Below are 17,173 nucleotides of genomic sequence, written 5' to 3'. Positions count from 1 at the left end.
CAGAATGAAGAAAGAGTTTTTCCCGCCGCTGACCCTCAAGCGCAAACTGCTGGCCGTCATGGTCGCCGCCTGTTACGGCGCAGCCCAGGCCAACCCGATGTCGCCCCAGGTGATCTCCGGCCAGGCCCTGTTCAACCAGCAGGGCAACGTATTCACGATTACGAACACGCCGAACACGATCATTAACTGGCAAGCGTTTTCCATTAACCCGAATGAGGTTACGCGGTTCATCCAGCAAAGCGGCGACAGCAAAGTCTTGAACCGCATTGTCGGCCAGGACCCCAGCAAGATCCTGGGCAGTTTGCAATCGAATGGCCAGGTCTATCTGGTCAACCCGAACGGCATCTTGTTCGGCAAGGATGCCCGGGTTGACGTCAACGGGCTGGTGGCGTCGTCGCTGTCGATGTCGGACAGCGATTTCCTGGCGGGGAAAAAATATTTCATTGGCGCCGGCAGCGGCAAGGTGGCCAACCAGGGCGCCATCGTGACGCCCAACGGCGGCCACGTATACCTGATTGCATCGGATGTGGAAAACAGCGGCGTGATCACGTCGCCGCAGGGGGACGTCGTGCTGGCGGCGGGCCACACGGTGCAGCTGGCCGATTCCAGCGACCCTCAAGTGCACGTGGTGGTGTCGGCGCCGGCCAGCCAGGCGCTGAACCTGGGCCAGGTCCTGGCGACCGGCGGCCGGGTTGGCATTTATGGTGCGCTGGTCAACCAGCGCGGCGCCGTCAATGCCAATAGCGCCGTGCGCGGTGAAAACGGCAAGATCGTGCTGAAAGCGTCGGGCACCACCTTGCTGGAACAGGGCAGCGTGACGTCGGCCACGAACAGCGCCGGCAAGGGCGGCGACATCCGGCTGCTGGGCCAGAACGTTGCGCTCAATGGCGACGCCAAAGTCGACGCCAGCGGCGCGGCTGGCGGCACGGTACTGGTGGGCGGCGATTACCAGGGCGCCAATGCTGCCGTGCCGAATGCGAAGCAGGCGTTTGTGTCCGCCGATGCGGCCATCCGCGCCGATGCCGCGCAGGCCGGCGCGCAGGGCGGCAAAGTCATTGTGTGGGGCGATGATGCGGCGCGCGTGTACGGCGCCATTTCCGCGCAAGGCGGGGCGCAGGGGCAGGGCGGCCTGGTGGAAACGTCAGGCCATTACCTGGACGTGGCCGGTGCGCGCATCGATACCCGCGCCGCAGGCGGCAAGAACGGCATGTGGCTGCTGGACCCGGACAGCATTGCCATTGATTCGAGCTATACGGGACCGAACACGCTGGCCGACGTGAAAACCTTCTCGGCCGGCGCGGCAACGGGCGCCACCAGCATCAATCCAGCCTTGCTTAATGCGGCAACGTCCGATATCACGCTGCAGGCGCGCAGCAACATCGACATCAATTCCGCCATCAACGTGGCGCAGTCCGGCGTGAAACTGACGGCCCAGGCGGGCGGTTCCATCACCGTGGGGGCGGCAGTGAGCACGCAGGGCGGCGACGTGGCCTTGCAAGCCAATTATGGCGACACGGCCAGCGGCAGTGGCGCCGTCAACGTCAATGCGGCCGTGGCGACCAACGGCGGCGCGTTCAAAGCCAGCGGCGCGCAAATCCATGTCAACTCCGGCATCAATGTCGGTACCGGTGCGGTAGACTTGCGCGCGGATGTCGCGGGCGGCCACATTGCCATTGCCGGCACGGGTTCGATTACCGGTTCGGCCGTTGCGGATGACCGGCTGGTTTCGTTCATTGCCGACAATATGTCGATCGAAGGCAAAGTCGATGGCGGCGGCACGTCCGGCGATACCACCGTGTCGTTCACGCCGTACACCAGCTCCCGCCCGATCGCCATCGGCGCGGCCCGCTCCGGCGCCAGCCTGGGCTTGACGGCGGCCGATCTCGGCCACGTCTCTGCCTACGGCATCAATATCGGCAGCGCGGGCGCGTCCGGCGGCATCACCGTGGGGCAAGACCTGGACTTGTCGTCCGGCGTGCGTAGCGTGTTCTTTGAAAGCGCGGGCGACGTCAACGTCAATGCCAAAGTCAAAACCGGCATCACGGACGGCGCCATTTACGTGGGCGCCTATGGCGGTACGGCGAAGATCGCCTTTGGCAGCGGCGGCGGGGTGCAAGCCAACAACGTCATGCTGCGCGCCAATAACATGGAGCTGGGCAGCACGGCCAATACCATCCAGGCCACCAGTACGGCCAAGCTGTCCGCGTATTCATCCGATGCGGACGTCGTCGTGGGGACCGTGCCGACCACGGCGCCGGTGGCGCTGGGCTTGTCGATTGCTGAACTGGGCGCCATCAGTGCGCCGGAAATCAATATCGGCGACAAATCGGGCAGTGCGCTGCGCGTCACCAATGCCGTGGACTTGTCGTCGACGGGCACCACGAAACTGGTGCTGGCAGGTTCGTCCGTGTCGCTGGACGCCGGCGTGAAAGCCGCCGATACGGTGGCGCTGATGTCGGATGGCGACATCGTCCAGAAGTTTGGCCTGATCGAAGCGCCGCGGCTGATGGCCACCGGCGCCAGCGTGGCGCTGACGAAGCAGAATACCGTGCAACACCTGGCCGGTTCGGCCAGCACCGGCAACTTCAGCTTCAACAATGTGGGGGCACTCAACGTCACCACCGTGGCCGGTGTCAACGGCATCAGCCTGGGCAGCGGCAATTCCAGCACAGTGACGCTGGTGGGCGACACCATCAATATCCGCCAGCCTCTGGCGGCGCCATCCGGTGCGGTTACCGTGACGGGAACCACCGGTGTCACGGTGGGCAATACTGACGCACCTGCCAGCGCATCCATCCAGGCCGGCTCCATGACGCTGGGCGGCGGAAAAGTCGCCTTGCTGTCGGGCGCCGGCTTGCAGGCGCATTCTGTGGAATTTAAGGCCGACAGCCTGGACCTGGCCACGGGTTCCACCACCAATGCGGGAACCGGCAATATTTCCGTCACATCGAACGCGGGCCATGCGCTGGTGGTGGGCGCAGGCGCCACCGACAGCGCATCGGTGCTCGGCATCGATACGGCGGAACTGGCCACGATGACCAGTTACCACCTGCATTTGACGACGCAGAGCGGCAACGTCACGCTCAATGCCGCCAATTTGTCGACCACCAGCAATATCACGGGCGGTGTGGATGTGACGGCGGCCGGCAATATCGCCGTGACGGGCGCCCTGACGGCGCCTGGCTCGGTGACGGCCATTGCCAGCAACAATATTGCGTTCAACGCCGACTTGACGACCAATGCGCTGTTTACGTCGTCGTCCGGCTTTTCGATGGGCTCGGGCGTCAAGATCGTGGCGCCGCAAACCGTGACGATATCCGCGTCCGGCGCACCGCTGATTGCGGTAGGCGCGGGCGCGGCGGCCAGCGAGGGCGGCATCGTGCTGACCGATACGGCCATCAAGAACATCGGCACCAAGAACCTGGCGATTTCCAATTCCCGGTCGGGCGGCAGCATCACGGTGGGGGCGCTGGACTTGAGCAACACGGCATCCTACAAGAACGGTTCGCTGTCGCTGTCGGCCAACAGCCTGTCCGTGACGGGCGCCGTCAAGGGGCTTGATACGGTGACGCTGACATCGTCCGGCACGTTCCAGAACAGTGGTTCGGTAACGGCCAAGAATGTCGCTATTTCCGCCGTCAATGCCAACCTGGCCAGCGGCAGTTCGATCAGTGCGACGCAAGGCGTGACGGTGACGTCGGCTGCTTCCGGCAGTACGGTGCTGGGCAGCGGCGCCACCGACAGCGCCACGGTACTGGGCTTGACGGACACGGAATTGCGCACGGTGGCGACGCCCAACCTGAACTTTATCGGGGCGGGTACCGTTGAATTGCGCGCACTGAACCTGGCTGGCGCCGGCCCGTCCGAAATGCTGGGCATCGTCGGCGGCCAAGGCATCAATATCACGGGCGCCGTGAATTTGCCGAACACGCCGACCTTGCACCTGTCGTCCACCACGGGCGGCATCACGCAAAGCGCGCCGGTTACCGTCAGCAGCCTGATGCTGACCGGGGTGGGCGGCAACGTGGTGTTGAACCAGGCGAATAACGTCGATACGCTGTTTGGCGGCGTATCGTCGGGCAACCTGGAATTCACCAATGCCCGCACGCTGACCAATCACGGCATCACGGCGGCAGGCGGCAAGGTCACGCTGAAGGTGACGGGCAATATCTTGCAGGGCGATGGCGATATCGTGGCCGATACGCTGGACATGACGGCCAGCGGCAGCATCGGTACGCCGTCCAAGGCGCTGGAAACCATGGTGTCCGTGCTGAGCGCGGAAAGCAGCGCCACATCCGGCAACAACCCGGTCAATATCAACAACGTTAACTACACGGCCAACCCGGTTACCGCCAACGCGGGCCAGCTGACCGTGTACAAGCTGAAAGTCAACAGCGGCAATAGCGGCGCGGTCACGCTGAACAACCACGGCGCGACCGTGGTGGCCAGCAGCGGTGTCGTGAAGACGGACAGCGGCAAGATCACGGTAACGGCGCACAGCCCGCTGACGATTGACGGCACCGTGGAAACCATCAGCGGCGATATCGCGTTGACGGCCAGCTCCAGTGTGGGCGGCAGTGATGCGCTGAACTTCTCGCCGTCGGCGCAAGTGAAGTCCGTCAGCGGCTTTATCACGCTGGCGGCGGGGACGACGATTTCCGGCGTGACGACGGCCACCGTCCAGGCGGCCCCTGGCAAGCTGACGCAGTTTGCGGATTTGACAAACAATCCGACTGCGGCGCCAACGCAAACGCCGACTGCCGCACCAACGCAAACGCCAACTGCGGAGCCAACGCAGACGCCGACTGCCGCACCAACGCAAACGCCAACTGCGGCGCCGACGCAGACGCCGACTGCTGCACCGACACAGACGCCGACTGCGGCGCCAACGCAGACGCCGACTGCCGCGCCAACGCAGACGCCGACCGCCGAACCGACACAGACGCCGACTGCGGCGCCAACACAAACGCCAACTGCCGCACCGACGCAGACGCCGACACCGTCGCCAACGGTGGCGCCAACGGAAGCGCCAACCCAGGCGCCAACCCAGGCTCCAACCCAGGCGCCAACGCAATCGCCGCCAACGGAACCGCCAACGCAGGCGCCCACGCAAGCCCCTACGCAGGCGCCGACCCAGGCGCCGACGCAAGCCCCTACCCAGGCCCCTACCCAGGCCCCTACGCAAGCGCCGACGCAGGCGCCAACGGTGGCGCCGAGCCCGGACATTTGCGTGATTGCGCCATCGTCGGCCTTGTGCGCCGTGCTATCCCCGCCAACGGCAGAGCAGCCTAACAAGCCGGTGGCCGTGGCCAGTGCGCAAGTGATCAAGGCAGTCAACGACGTGCAGCCGCCCATTGCCCAAGCCGAAGTCGTCATGAAAGACCCGGTGCCAACCGCCGCCCCGACGGATGGCCCGGTAGCAGCGTCTTCCACGCCGGAAGAGAAAACGAAGGAAGAAACCAAGGAAGCCAAATCCGCCGCAGCCGACAAGGAAGTGAAAAAAAATGAACCCGTCAAAAAACTTTATTGCAACTAAAGCCCTGCTGCTGATTGCATTCTGCCTCAGCTGCTCGTTTGCAATGGCGGCCCAGGTGGCCGGCACGGTGACCCAGCTGAGCGGGCCGCTATTGGCGAAGAAAGCCAGTGGCGCCGTAAAAATCCTGTCGCTGAAGTCGGAAGTGGAAAGCGGCGATACGCTGGTGACGGAGAAAAACACGTATGCGATGGTGAAGTTCATCGACAACAGTGAAATCACGCTGAAGCCCGCGTCGCAGCTCACCATCGATAACTTCGCGTTCGATAACGCGAAGCCCGATGGCGACAGCGCCAGCTTCAATTTGCTGAAGGGCGGCATGCGCTCGGTCAGTGGCTTGCTGGGCAAGCGCAACAAGGAAAAATTTGCGCTGAAGACGCCGGCGGCCACCATCGGTATCCGCGGCACCACGTTCATTGTCGACTATGTGCCGGGCGGTGAAGAAAAAGCGCTGGCATCGGTGCAGGCTTATCTGAACGCCAGCACGGCGGGCATCGGCGATGCGGCGCCGATCGCACCGCTGCAACTGGCTCAGAACGTGCCGGCCGCCGGGCCGGCGTCCGGCGCCCTGGCGCCTGGTTTGTACCTGCATGTGATCGACGGTATCGTGCATTTGACCAATCCGGCCGGCGTCCAGTCGTTCAATGCGGGTCAGTTTGGCTTTGTTCCGAACTTCAAGCAGCCGCCGATCATCGTGCCGCAAAATCCGGGCATCAAATTCCAGCCGCCGCCCGTGTTCAACCAATCGTCGGCGCCTGGCGATACGTCCAGCAAACCTGCCAAGTCGAACTCCGTCGATTGCGAAGTCCGCTGATGGCCTGACCCGCGGGACTCCCTGCTGAGTCCCCGCTACAACACCCCGGTGCGCTGTCCTGGCGCACCGGCGTTTTCTTCCCCGAAACTGTGGTACAAAGTCGCTTGACCTTCCCATCATGGGATGGTTGAAGATACAGGCATCACAGGAGTACGCATTGAAAGCAGACTATTCACCGCCTCAACCTTATGTGCTGACCTTCGGCGTGGAAGGCATGACGTGCGCATCGTGCGTGGCGCGGGTCGAACGCGCGCTGTCGGCCGTGCCCGGCGTGGCCAGCGCCAGTGTCAACCTGGCCACGGAACAGGCGCGGGTTGAATCGTCCGGACCGCTGGCGATCGATGCCATGCGGGCGGCGCTCGACAAGGCGGGCTTTGGCGTAACAGAGCAGGCAGCCATGACCGTGCCAGACGCGGAGCCCGCGCGCCCCAAGGCTGGCGGTGCTGCCGTGCTGTGGTCGGCCCTGCTGTCGCTGCCACTGATGGCGCCCATGGTGGCGGACTGGTTTGGCTACCGCCTAATGGTGGCGCCGCAAACCCTGGCGCTGTTGCAATTGCTGCTGGCCACGCCGGTGCAATTCATTTTTGGGGCGCGTTTTTACAAGGCAGGGTTCAAGGCGCTGCTGGCTGGCGGCGGCAATATGGATTTGCTGGTGGCGCTGGGTACCAGTGCCGCGTATGGCACCAGCGTGTACCACGTGTGGCGCTTTGAAACCATGGATGGCTATGCGCACGCGCATTCCAGCCTGTATTTCGAAGCGTCGGCCGTGGTCATTACGCTGGTATTGCTGGGCAAATGGCTGGAAGCGCGCGCCAAGCGGCAGGCTGTCTCCGCCATCCGCGCATTGCAGTCGCTGCGGCCTGACCGGGCGCGCGTGCGCCGTGGCGGCGTGGAGACCGACGTGCCGATTGCACAAGTGGCGGTGGGCGATATCGTCGTCGTGCGTCCGGGCGAGCGCATTGCCATCGATGGCGTGGTGCTGGAAGGCGACAGCCAGGTCGATGAAGCGCTGATTACCGGCGAAAGCTTGCCGGTGGCGCGCGGTCCCGGCGATCGGGTGACGGGCGGCGCCATCAATGGCGAAGGCTTGCTGCTGGTGCGCACCACGGCGATTGGCGCGGAAACCGTGCTGGCGCGGATTATCCGGCTGGTGGAAGATGCGCAGGGCGCCAAAGCGCCCGTGCAGCGGCTGGTCGATAAAGTCAGCGCCATCTTCGTGCCGGTCGTGCTGGTGCTGGCCGGGCTGACGTATGGCGGCTGGTGGTACACCGGCGCTGAACCGGAACTGGCGCTGATGCACGCGGTGGCGGTGCTGGTGATTGCCTGCCCGTGCGCGCTGGGGCTGGCGACACCGGCGGCCATCATGGCGGGGACCGGAGCGGCGGCGCGCCATGGCATTCTCGTCAAGGACATGCAGGCGCTGGAACTGGCGCAGCGCATCACGACGGTGGTGTTTGACAAGACCGGTACGCTCACCAGCGGCAAGCCTGTGCTGGCTGCGCTGGAACCCTATGCGACGGACCGCCAGCGCCTGCTGGTGCTGGCAGCGGCCATGCAGCGGGGCAGCGAACATGCACTGGCCCGCGCCGTGATGGACGCGGCGGCGCAGCGAGGCATCGTGGCGCCTGCCGCAGTGGGCATGACGGCCATGCCAGGGCGGGGATTATCGGCCAGCGTGGAAGGGCTGCCGCTATTGCTGGGCAGTGCGCGCCTGATGCAGGAACACCATATCTCGCTGGCCCCGCTGGCGGCGCTGGCGGCGCAACTGGAGCAGGACGGCCATACGGTATCGTGGCTGGCCGACAGTGCGCGCCACGAATTGCTGGGGCTGTTGGCCTTTGCGGATCCCGTCAAGCCCACGGCGGCGGGCGCCGTGCACGCTTTGCATGCGCAAGGCATCGCGACAGTCATGCTGACGGGCGATAACGTGGGGGCGGCAAACCGCGTCGCCAAGCAAGCGCCGGTGCAGACTGTGGAAGCGGGCCTGCTGCCGGAAGATAAAACGCGCCGTATCAGTGAATTGAAGGAGGCGGGCGGCGTGGTGGCCATGGTGGGCGACGGCATCAACGATGCGCCGGCGCTGGCCGCGGCCGATGTCGGCATTGCCATGTCGGGCGGCGCGGATGCCGCCATGCATGCGGCGGGGATCACGTTGATGCGGCCCGACCCGCTGCTGGTGGCGGGCGCCATCGATATCTCGCGCCGCACTGTGCGCAAGATCCGGCAGAATTTGTTCTGGGCCTTTATTTATAACCTGGCCGGCATTCCGCTGGCGGCTGCTGGTTTGCTGAACCCGATGGTGGCGGGCGCCGCAATGGCGGCCAGCTCCGTCAGCGTGGTGGCCAATGCATTGCTGCTGCGGCGCTGGAAGCCCGTCCCACCGAAGGAAACACCATGAACATCGGCCAGGCTGCGCAGGCGTCCGGCGTCAGCGCGAAGATGATCCGGTATTACGAAAGCATTGCGCTGTTGAAGGCGGCGTCGCGCACGGATGCCGGCTACCGCATTTATGGCGCGGATGACGTGCATACGCTGCGTTTCATCCGCCGCGCCCGCAAGCTGGGTTTTTCGCTGGAACAGATCCGCGACTTGCTCGCGCTGTGGCAAGACCGCGCGCGGGAAAGCGCTGACGTGAAGCGCATCGCCAGCACCCACGTCGATGAACTCAATGCCCGCATCCGCGAATTGACGGAAATGCGCGACACGCTGGCGTCGCTGGCGGATGCCTGCTGCGGCGACCAGCGGCCGGATTGCCCGATCTTGCTGACGTTGGGCGCGGAAGATGCCGATGCGGATTAGCGGATAAACATCCACACAGTCAGCGCCAGGCCGACCGTCACGACGAACAGCCGCATGGCGCGTTCCGGCATGCGGTGGATCAGCCACGAGCCGCACAAGCCGCCCGCAATGCCGCCCACGCACAGCGCCAGCGCGGCGGGCCAGCTGATGCGGTCCGACAGCGCGAACACCAGCGTGGCGGAACAGTTCATGGCCATGGCCAGCATGTTTTTCGTGGCGGTCGCCATGCGGATTTGCTGGCCTGCGATGGTCAGTGCCGCCAGCATCAAAAAGCCGATGCCGCCGCCGAAATAGCCGCCATAGACGGCAATGCACGACTGGACCGCTGCCAGCGCCCACGCCGGCATGCCCTCCACCGCATGCAGCGGCTGGCTGCGGAAGCTGCCCCATGCAAACACAGACGTGGCAAACAGCACCAGCCACGGCACCAGTTTGGCGAAGAACGTGGGCGGCGTCACCAGCAACAGCAGGGCGCCGGCGATGCCGCCGATAAAACTGATGGTGAACAGTTGGCGGAACGTCAGTCCCGCCACGCCGCCCGCCAGCTTGCGGCCGGCGATGGCCGACGTGGTCTGGCTGGGGAACATGGCAATGGTGGACGTCATATTGGCGGCTACGGGATCGAGCCCGGCCAGCAGCAGCGTGGGGAAGGTGATGAACGAGCCGCCGCCGGCCAGCGCATTTTGCACCCCGGCGAACAGCCCTGCAGCAGCGATCAGGACGACTGTGGACAGTTCCATGGTGTGCGGGATGGTGGGGACAGCCTGATTATAGCGGCCTGCCTGCGCAGGCGCTGCGTGCAGCGTATTTCAGGCATGATGGCTGGGTGGCTTGCTGGCGGGGAGGAAATGCGATGGTTGAATTGTATTACTGGCCGACGATACAGGGCCGGGGCGAATTCGTCCGGCTGGCGCTGGAAGCTGCCGGTGTACCTTACCGCGACGTGGCGCGTGAAAAGCATGGCCTGGCAGCGATGCAGGCCGTGCTCGATGCGCAGAGCGTGCAGCACCCGTCATTTGCGCCGCCGGTGCTGCGGGCGGGCGGATTGCTGATTGGGCAGACTGCCAATATCTTGCTGCATCTGGGCCGTGCATATGGGCTGGCGCCGCGTGCGGAAGCAGGGCGGCTGTGGGCGCACCAGTTGCAGTTGACGATCGCGGACATGGTGGCGGAAGCGCATGACACGCACCATCCGATATCCGTCAACCTGTATTACGAAGACCAGAAGGCTGCGGCGAAAAAGCGGGCCAAGGAATTCGTGGAAACGCGCATCCCGAAATATCTGGGCTACTTTGAGCAGGTGCTGGAAAACAGCAAGGGCAGCTATGCGCTGGGGAAGCGGCTGTCGTATGTGGACTTGTCGCTGTTCCAGCTGGTCGAAGGCTTGCGCTACGCTTTCCCGCGCGCCATGGCGCGCAATGAAGGGAATTGGCCGAAGCTGATTGCGTTGCATGGCCGCGTCATGCAAGTGCCCGCGGTTGCCGCCTACCTGCGTTCGGCGCGGCGGATTGCCTTCAATGAAGACGATATTTTCCGCCGCTATGCCGAGCTGGATTTCTGAGCCGGCTTGCCCGATTCAGCGGGCGCCGGTGACAGGAAAGCCCGCGTCGGCAATGGCTGCGCGCACTTCATCGAGTGTACGGCCAGAAGTCACTTTGACTTTTTTTGCGGCCAGGTCGACATCGACCTTGGCGCCCGCATCGATCCGCTGCACCGCACGCGTCACGCTGGCCGCGCAACCGCCGCACGTCATGTCTTGCACGTCGAATTCATACATGGTGTTACTCCTGAAGGTAAAGAAAGCCATACTGTAATCCTTCCCAGCGTAGGAAGGTCAAGCAAAATCACCCCCAGTGGGGTCAGACGTGCATTCGTGCATCCATCCCGTGGGGTCAGACGTGCATTCGTGCATACAAATTTTAAATATAGCCTGCTATTAAAGGGTTTCTGCGGTTCAGTTCGTTTCGAAAACAACCGAGCTCAGCAATCGAATTTTGCCCAATTTGCGCGCGTTCTCCTATGAGCGCTATGCACGAATGCACGTCTGACCCCACGGGGAATACGCACGAATGCACGTCTGACCCCACTGGGGGGAATAAAAAGCCCCGCGCACCTTGCGATGCGCGGGGCTGGCTATGAAGCGTTGTTGAGGGCTTACAGCACGTCGGATGCGTGATCCGCCAGGCGCGAACGTTCGCCGCGCGCCAGGGTCACGTGGCCGCTGTGCGACCAGCCTTTGAAACGGTCCACGACGTACGTTAGGCCGCTTGAGCCTTCCGTCAGGTAGGGCGTATCGATCTGCGCGATGTTGCCCAGGCACAGGATCTTCGTGCCCGGACCGGCGCGCGTCACCAGGGTCTTCATCTGCTTCGGCGTCAGGTTTTGCGCCTCGTCGATGATGAGGAACTTGTTGACGAACGTGCGGCCACGCATGAAGTTCAGCGACTTGATCTTGATGCGCGAACGGATCAAATCCTGCGTCGCCGCGCGGCCCCATTCGCCGCCTTCGCCGTCCGACTTGTTCAGCACTTCGAGATTGTCGTCAAACGCGCCCATCCACGGCGACATCTTTTCTTCTTCCGTACCAGGCAAGAAGCCGATGTCTTCACCCACCGGCACCGTCACACGGGTCACGATGATTTCGTTATACAGCTTGGTTTCCAGCACTTGCGCCAGACCGGCCGCCAATGCCAGCAGGGTTTTACCCGTACCAGCCTGGCCCAGCAACGTGACGAAGTCGCACTCCGGATTCATCAACAGGTTCAACGCGAAGTTCTGTTCCCGGTTGCGCGCGGTGACGCCCCACACATTGTTCTTGTTGTGCGAGTAGTCGCGCAAGGTTTGCAGCACGGCAGTCTTGCCGTTGATCTGCTTCACCTGGCCATAGAATGGCGCTTCGCCATTGTTAGGCTCCAGGAAGATGAACTGGTTCACCAGCAGCGATGGAATGAATGGACCGGTGACGCGGTAGAACGTCGCGCTCTGGCCATTCTTGTTTTCCTGCCAGGACTCCATGTCCTTGCCATGCTTGTCCCAGAAGTCGTCCGGCAATTGCACGATGCCGGAATACAGCAAGTCCGTATCTTCCAGCACGTGGTCATTGAAGTAATCTTCCGCCGGCAATCCCAGTGCGCGGGCCTTGATGCGCATGTTGATGTCTTTCGACACCAGCACCACGGCGCGGCCCGGCTGGTCCGCTTCCAGCGAACGCACGACAGCCAGGATCTGGTTGTCGGCTTTCCCTTGCGGCAAGCCTTCCGGCAAGTCCGCTACGTGCAGCTTGGTCTGGAAGTACAGGCGGCCCTTGGCATCCTTGTTGCCCAGCTTGGACAGCACGATGCCGGCTTCGATGGCGTCATCGTCCGTGTCCGCCATCAGCGCATCGAGCGTGCGCGATACCTGGCGGGCGTTGCGGGCCACCTCGGACATCCCCTTCTTGTGGTTGTCCAATTCTTCCAATGTCATCATGGGCAGGTAGACATCGTGCTCCTCGAAACGGAACAGCGACGACGGGTCGTGCATCAACACGTTGGTGTCGAGCACGAACAGCTTGGTCAGGCCGGCCTGGTCCGCATGGCGGCTCGAAGACGACTTGATGGCGACTTCATGTTCCTTGTGCTTGGCCGGGTGCGGGCCTTCCACCGAGACGGGCGGCGTCTTGCCGCGCGGCGACTTGGCTTTGGTCTTTGGCGTCGGCGAAATTTCTTCCGTCAAAGGTACATGCACATGCGGTTCCGCCGCCGGTACGGCTTTCGCCTTGGCGTTTGATTTGCGCGCAGGCTTGGCGGCCGGCGCTTCTGCTACAACTTGAACTGCGGGTTTGACTGCTTTTGCTACGGGCACCGCCTTCACGGATGCTTTTTTAGGCGCGGGTGGCGCCTGTTCTTCCAAGGGCAAAGGCACGGGACGTGCGCCGCTGGCCTTCGGGTAATCTTTTGCGAGCAACAGGGTAGCTGGCTTGCTTGGCATTTTTGGCAGTGGCATCAGGATCTCGATCTAAAAAAAAGCTTGATGGGTCCGCCCATTGGACACGCCGCGCGAAGTGTAGCGGCGCATGGGGTGGATGCTGACGGAAAGGTAATACAAGACTGCCGCGGGCGGGGAACGCCCGAATTGGGGTACCGGAAGGTGGCATACGCCACCGGGTACAGTGGGTGGGTAGGGTTTGACTCAAAGTACTTGGTTTTTGACGAATTCCAAAACTTCATCCACGTGAGTAGCAACCTTCACGCCTCTCCATTCTTTCACCAATCGGCCTTGAGCGTCAACGATAAACGTGCTGCGCTCAACACCCCTGACAGTCTTACCGTACATTTGCTTCATCTTCATGACATTGAAGAGGCTGCATACGGTTTCATCGGGGTCGGAAATCAATTCAAACGGCAGTCCCAGCTTGGCCTTGAAATTTTCGTGCGAACGAATGGAATCGCGGCTGATGCCATAAATTTCCACGCCGGCCGCCTGGAACTGGCCGTATGCATCGCGGAACGCCATGTTTTCAGTGGTGCAGCCAGGGGTATTGTCCTTGGGATAAAAGAACAGTACGGTGTGCTTGGCCGGGCGGCCCAGCAGCTGGAAGGTCTGGCCGCTGGTCATCGCAGCGGAAAAATCGGCGAGGGGTACTGCAGTTTGGCTGTCAGCCACGGAGGTTCTCCTGGTTGGTATAGTCAACTTGGATATGGGGGCGGTTTGAGGAATTTCAATACCGCAATGTTGATTTAATTGGCAGTACCTGACACCTACGGTATCAGGCACTGGCGGGTTGAGTTTTCTCAAAAATCAGCGCCAGCGTCACTTTGCGGCCTTCGCCCATCAAAATATTGTAAGTACGGCATGCAGCATTGGTGTCCATGCACTCAACGCCGATGTGCTTGCTGGTCAAAGGATTGGTCAGGCGCGGGTGCACGAAGCGCTGGCGCTCGCCGGTGCCGAGGATGACGACATCTGGCTGGTCTGCCGCCAGCATTTCAAAATGTTCGGCGGCCAGTGCTTCAAACGAATCCACCGGCCACGCGCGCGGCGCTGTTTCCGGCAGCATATATAAGCTGTTGGTGAACGGCTGGGCATTGATTTCAACCCCGCCAGCGAAGTAGCCGGTCACGGTCTGGTATTGCTGGGTGGTGCTGGGATGGAGCTTCATAGCGTGTATCTGTGCGTAAAGTAGCGTAATTATGCGTAAAGGGACGCGATTTCTCTATGTATTGTAACGTTTTCACGCGATCCGGGGCCGCCAGAGGTTGCTTTAATGGGGCGCTTTCGGCAGAATGGGTATTTTCGCAATGCACCAAAAAGTCACATTGACGCGCACGTAAATAGAATTTTTGGGTCTTCTGACCGAATTTTCTTGCGCGAGATGGGGCGAAAGCCACCAAGAAAGTTAGGATCAGATTTTGCGACCGGTTCAAAAATCGAACAAGCTGGCGGAAGTTTGCTATGAAATCCGCGGTCCCGTGCCTGAAAAGGCGCGCCAGATGGAAGAAGAGGGCCACCGCATCACGAAGCTGAATATCGGCAACCTGGCCGTATTTGGTTTCGAGCCACCGGACGAAATCGTCCATGACATGATGGTCAACCTGCCGAATGCGGCAGGTTATACGGATTCCAAAGGCATGTTCGCGCCGCGCAAGGCCGTCATGCACTACACGCAGGGCAAGAAAATTGCCGGCGTGACGATTGACGACATTTATCTGGGCAATGGCGCATCCGAATTGATCGTGATGTCCATGAACGCCTTGCTGAACACGGGCGACGAAGTGCTGGTGCCGGCGCCGGACTACCCGCTGTGGACAGCGGCTGTCAGCCTGTCGGGCGGCACGCCGGTGCACTATGTCTGCGATGAAAAGCAAGACTGGTTCCCGGACATTGACGACATGCGCAAGAAGATCACGCCGAATACCAAGGCGATCGTCGTGATCAACCCGAACAACCCGACGGGTGCGCTGTATCCCAATGAAATCTTGCTGCAGATTATAGAACTGGCGCGCCAGCACCAGTTGATCATCTATGCGGATGAAATTTACGACAAAGTGCTGTACGACGGTAATGAACATACGTCGATCGCTTCGCTGGCGGACGACATCCTGTTCGTGACGTTCAACGGCTTGTCAAAAAACTACCGTTCGTGCGGCTACCGCGCCGGCTGGATGGTGGTATCGGGCGAAAAACGCCACGCCAAGGATTACATCGAAGGCCTGAATATGCTGGCTTCGATGCGTTTGTGCGCAAACGCGCCGGGCCAGTTTGCCATCCAGACTGCGCTCGGAGGCTACCAGTCCATACAGGACCTGGTGGGGCCGGGCGGGCGCCTGTTGAAGCAACGCGATCTGGCTTACAAGCTGTTGACCGATATCCCGGGCGTCACTTGTGTCAAGCCGAAAGCCGCGCTGTACATGTTCCCGCGTCTTGATCCGAAGATCTACCCGATCGCGGATGACCAGCAGTTCGCGTACGACCTGCTGGCAGAAACCAAAGTACTTATCGTCCAGGGCACCGGATTCAACTGGATTGCGCCGGATCACTTCCGCGTCGTGTTCTTGCCGAACACGGATGACATGGAAGAAGCATTCGGACGTATCGCGCGCTTCATGGAAGGCTACCGCAAGCGCCACGGCAGCCCAATCTGATCAAACACGAAAACTCACCATTATGAAACCCATCAAAGTAGGCTTATTAGGCATTGGCACCGTGGGTGCCGGCACGTTCAACGTCTTGGCACGCAATCAAGAAGAGATTACCCGCCGCGCAGGCCGTGGTATTGAAATTATTGCCGTTGCCGACCTGAACACTGCACGCGCCAATGAGCTGACCGGCGGCAAGTGCAAAGTCGTGTCCGACGCGCGTGAACTGGTTAACGATCCGGAAATCGATATCATCATCGAACTGATCGGCGGCTATGGCATTGCGCGCGAACTCGTCATGCAAGCGATCGCCAATGGCAAGCATGTGGTGACGGCAAACAAAGCCCTGCTGGCAACGCACGGCAATGAAATCTTCGCGGCCGCACAAGCCAAAGGCGTCATGGTCGCGTTCGAAGCGGCTGTCGCTGGCGGCATTCCGATCATCAAGGCGCTGCGCGAAGGCTTGACGGCGAACCGTATTCAATGGCTGGCCGGCATCATCAACGGCACCACCAACTTCATCTTGTCCGAAATGCGAGACAAGGGCCTGGACTTCGACACTGTGCTGAAAGAAGCGCAGCGCCTCGGTTACGCAGAAGCAGACCCGACCTTCGACATCGAAGGCGTGGATGCGGCGCACAAGGCCACCATCATGTCGGCCATTGCTTTCGGTATTCCTGTGCAGTTCGACAAGGCGCACGTGGAAGGCATCACCAAGCTGCAAGCCGTGGACATTCAATACGCGGAACAGCTGGGCTACCGCATCAAGCTGCTGGGTATCGCCAAGCGCGCCATCGTCAATGGCACGGAAGGCATCGAGCTGCGCGTGCACCCGACCTTGATCCCGTCCAAGCGCCTGATCGCCAACGTGGAAGGCGCGATGAATGCCGTGCTGGTGCAGGGCGACGCTGTCGGCGCGACCTTGTACTACGGCAAGGGTGCGGGTTCCGAGCCAACCGCTTCGGCCGTGATTGCCGACCTGGTCGACATCACCCGCCTGGCGACGGCTGATCCGGAACACCGCGTGCCGCACCTGGCGTTCCAGCCCAACGCGATGAACGACATCAACATTCTGCCGATGTCGGAAATCACCACCAGCTACTACCTGCGGTTGAACGTGGTGGACCAGCCGGGCGTGCTGGCCGACCTGACGCGCATCCTGGCCGACGCGACGATTTCCATCGACGCCATGATGCAAAAGGAACCGGCAGACAACGAGACGCACACCGACATCGTGATCTTGACGCACCAGACGCAGGAAAAGAATGTCGTGGCGGCGATTGCGAAGATGGAAGCGTTATCCACAGTTGTGGGCCAGGTGACCAAGATCCGCCTGGAAAACCTCAGCTGATTGCATCAGTCTTTGTAGAGGGAGCGGCGCTGCGTGCGCCGCTTTTCTTTGCCGCGCCG

The 17,173-nt window shown here is 61.8% G+C and carries 12 protein-coding genes; 7 read left to right on the top strand and 5 right to left on the bottom strand.

All coding sequences use genetic code 11. The annotated features are described in order from the left end of the window. The first annotated feature begins 4 nt into the window (after positions 1 to 4). The 4 genes from GM668_RS30915 to cueR all read left to right on the top strand — a co-directional run bounded on the left by GM668_RS30915 (position 5) and on the right by cueR (position 9,146). On the top strand, positions 5 to 5,536 hold the full coding sequence (locus GM668_RS30915) for a two-partner secretion domain-containing protein (RefSeq protein WP_211923379.1): 5,532 nt from the start codon (positions 5 to 7) through the stop codon (positions 5,534 to 5,536). Continuing rightward, a complete protein-coding gene (locus tag GM668_RS11950; protein ID WP_155439182.1) occupies positions 5,505 to 6,347 on the top strand; it encodes a FecR family protein in 843 nt (280 codons plus the stop codon). The genes GM668_RS30915 and GM668_RS11950 overlap by 32 nt, the downstream gene beginning before the upstream one ends. 118 nt (positions 6,348 to 6,465) lie before the next feature. Next, the gene (locus GM668_RS11945; protein WP_155439181.1) at positions 6,466 to 8,745 is read left to right on the top strand and encodes a heavy metal translocating P-type ATPase; all 2,280 of its coding nucleotides are present in this window, start codon (positions 6,466 to 6,468) and stop codon (positions 8,743 to 8,745) included. Continuing rightward, a complete protein-coding gene (gene cueR, locus GM668_RS11940; protein ID WP_155439180.1) occupies positions 8,742 to 9,146 on the top strand; it encodes a Cu(I)-responsive transcriptional regulator in 405 nt (134 codons plus the stop codon). Before GM668_RS11945 ends, cueR begins: the two co-directional genes overlap by 4 nt. On the opposite strand, the gene GM668_RS11935 is transcribed toward cueR, so the two are convergent. Beyond that, positions 9,143 to 9,886 carry a sulfite exporter TauE/SafE family protein gene (locus GM668_RS11935; RefSeq protein ID WP_155439179.1) on the bottom strand — a complete coding sequence of 248 codons (744 nt, stop codon included), beginning with the start codon at positions 9,884 to 9,886 and terminating at the stop codon, positions 9,143 to 9,145. The two genes, cueR and GM668_RS11935, sit on opposite strands and share 4 nt — an antisense overlap. A gap of 113 nt (positions 9,887 to 9,999) precedes the next feature. On the opposite strand from GM668_RS11935, the gene GM668_RS11930 reads away from it, so the two are divergent. Further along, on the top strand, positions 10,000 to 10,707 hold the full coding sequence (locus GM668_RS11930) for a glutathione S-transferase (RefSeq protein WP_155439178.1): 708 nt from the start codon (positions 10,000 to 10,002) through the stop codon (positions 10,705 to 10,707). A 15-nt stretch (positions 10,708 to 10,722) separates the two neighbouring features. On the opposite strand, the gene GM668_RS11925 is transcribed toward GM668_RS11930, so the two are convergent. The 4 genes from GM668_RS11925 to GM668_RS11910 all read right to left on the bottom strand — a co-directional run bounded on the left by GM668_RS11925 (position 10,723) and on the right by GM668_RS11910 (position 14,286). Then, a complete protein-coding gene (locus tag GM668_RS11925; RefSeq protein ID WP_371868687.1) occupies positions 10,723 to 10,953 on the bottom strand; it encodes a heavy-metal-associated domain-containing protein in 231 nt (76 codons plus the stop codon). Between the two features lie 347 nt (positions 10,954 to 11,300). Beyond that, positions 11,301 to 13,130: a PhoH family protein gene (locus GM668_RS11920; protein WP_155439177.1), complete on the bottom strand. Its 1,830-nt coding sequence runs from the start codon at positions 13,128 to 13,130 to the stop codon at positions 11,301 to 11,303. Between the two features lie 186 nt (positions 13,131 to 13,316). Beyond that, complete coding sequence (locus GM668_RS11915) at positions 13,317 to 13,790, bottom strand: peroxiredoxin (RefSeq protein WP_170305607.1); 474 nt, start codon at positions 13,788 to 13,790, stop codon at positions 13,317 to 13,319. Positions 13,791 to 13,893: 103 nt separating this feature from the next. After that, on the bottom strand, positions 13,894 to 14,286 hold the full coding sequence (locus tag GM668_RS11910; protein WP_155439176.1) for an Mth938-like domain-containing protein: 393 nt from the start codon (positions 14,284 to 14,286) through the stop codon (positions 13,894 to 13,896). Between the two features lie 250 nt (positions 14,287 to 14,536). Here GM668_RS11910 and GM668_RS11905 point away from each other — a divergent pair, with 250 nt between their 5' ends. Both GM668_RS11905 and GM668_RS11900 read left to right on the top strand, forming a co-directional pair. Continuing rightward, the gene (locus GM668_RS11905; RefSeq protein ID WP_155439175.1) at positions 14,537 to 15,769 is read left to right on the top strand and encodes a pyridoxal phosphate-dependent aminotransferase; all 1,233 of its coding nucleotides are present in this window, start codon (positions 14,537 to 14,539) and stop codon (positions 15,767 to 15,769) included. Between the two features lie 22 nt (positions 15,770 to 15,791). Further along, the gene (locus tag GM668_RS11900) at positions 15,792 to 17,114 is read left to right on the top strand and encodes a homoserine dehydrogenase (protein WP_155439174.1); all 1,323 of its coding nucleotides are present in this window, start codon (positions 15,792 to 15,794) and stop codon (positions 17,112 to 17,114) included. The last annotated feature ends 59 nt before the right edge of the window (positions 17,115 to 17,173 follow it).

This window comes from Pseudoduganella ginsengisoli (genome assembly GCF_009720865.1).
GTDB lineage: Bacteria > Pseudomonadota > Gammaproteobacteria > Burkholderiales > Burkholderiaceae_D > Rugamonas > Rugamonas ginsengisoli.
The sequence above is the reverse complement of the archived record's forward strand: the minus strand, read 5'-3'. Positions and strand labels throughout refer to the sequence as shown.

What these genes read in the sequence shown, in the direction of transcription:
- cueR (WP_155439180.1), top strand. Translation starts at nt 8,742, where the DNA reads ATGAACATCGGCCAGGCTGCGCAGGCGTCCGGCGTCAGCGCGAAGATG.
- GM668_RS11910 (WP_155439176.1), bottom strand. Translation starts at nt 14,286, where the DNA reads ATGAAGCTCCATCCCAGCACCACCCAGCAATACCAGACCGTGACCGGC.
- GM668_RS11925 (WP_371868687.1), bottom strand. Translation starts at nt 10,953, where the DNA reads ATGGCTTTCTTTACCTTCAGGAGTAACACCATGTATGAATTCGACGTG.
- GM668_RS11935 (WP_155439179.1), bottom strand. Translation starts at nt 9,886, where the DNA reads ATGGAACTGTCCACAGTCGTCCTGATCGCTGCTGCAGGGCTGTTCGCC.
- GM668_RS30915 (WP_211923379.1), top strand. Translation starts at nt 5, where the DNA reads ATGAAGAAAGAGTTTTTCCCGCCGCTGACCCTCAAGCGCAAACTGCTG.
- GM668_RS11945 (WP_155439181.1), top strand. Translation starts at nt 6,466, where the DNA reads ATGGGATGGTTGAAGATACAGGCATCACAGGAGTACGCATTGAAAGCA.
- GM668_RS11920 (WP_155439177.1), bottom strand. Translation starts at nt 13,130, where the DNA reads ATGCCACTGCCAAAAATGCCAAGCAAGCCAGCTACCCTGTTGCTCGCA.
- GM668_RS11930 (WP_155439178.1), top strand. Translation starts at nt 10,000, where the DNA reads ATGGTTGAATTGTATTACTGGCCGACGATACAGGGCCGGGGCGAATTC.
- GM668_RS11950 (WP_155439182.1), top strand. Translation starts at nt 5,505, where the DNA reads ATGAACCCGTCAAAAAACTTTATTGCAACTAAAGCCCTGCTGCTGATT.
- GM668_RS11900 (WP_155439174.1), top strand. Translation starts at nt 15,792, where the DNA reads ATGAAACCCATCAAAGTAGGCTTATTAGGCATTGGCACCGTGGGTGCC.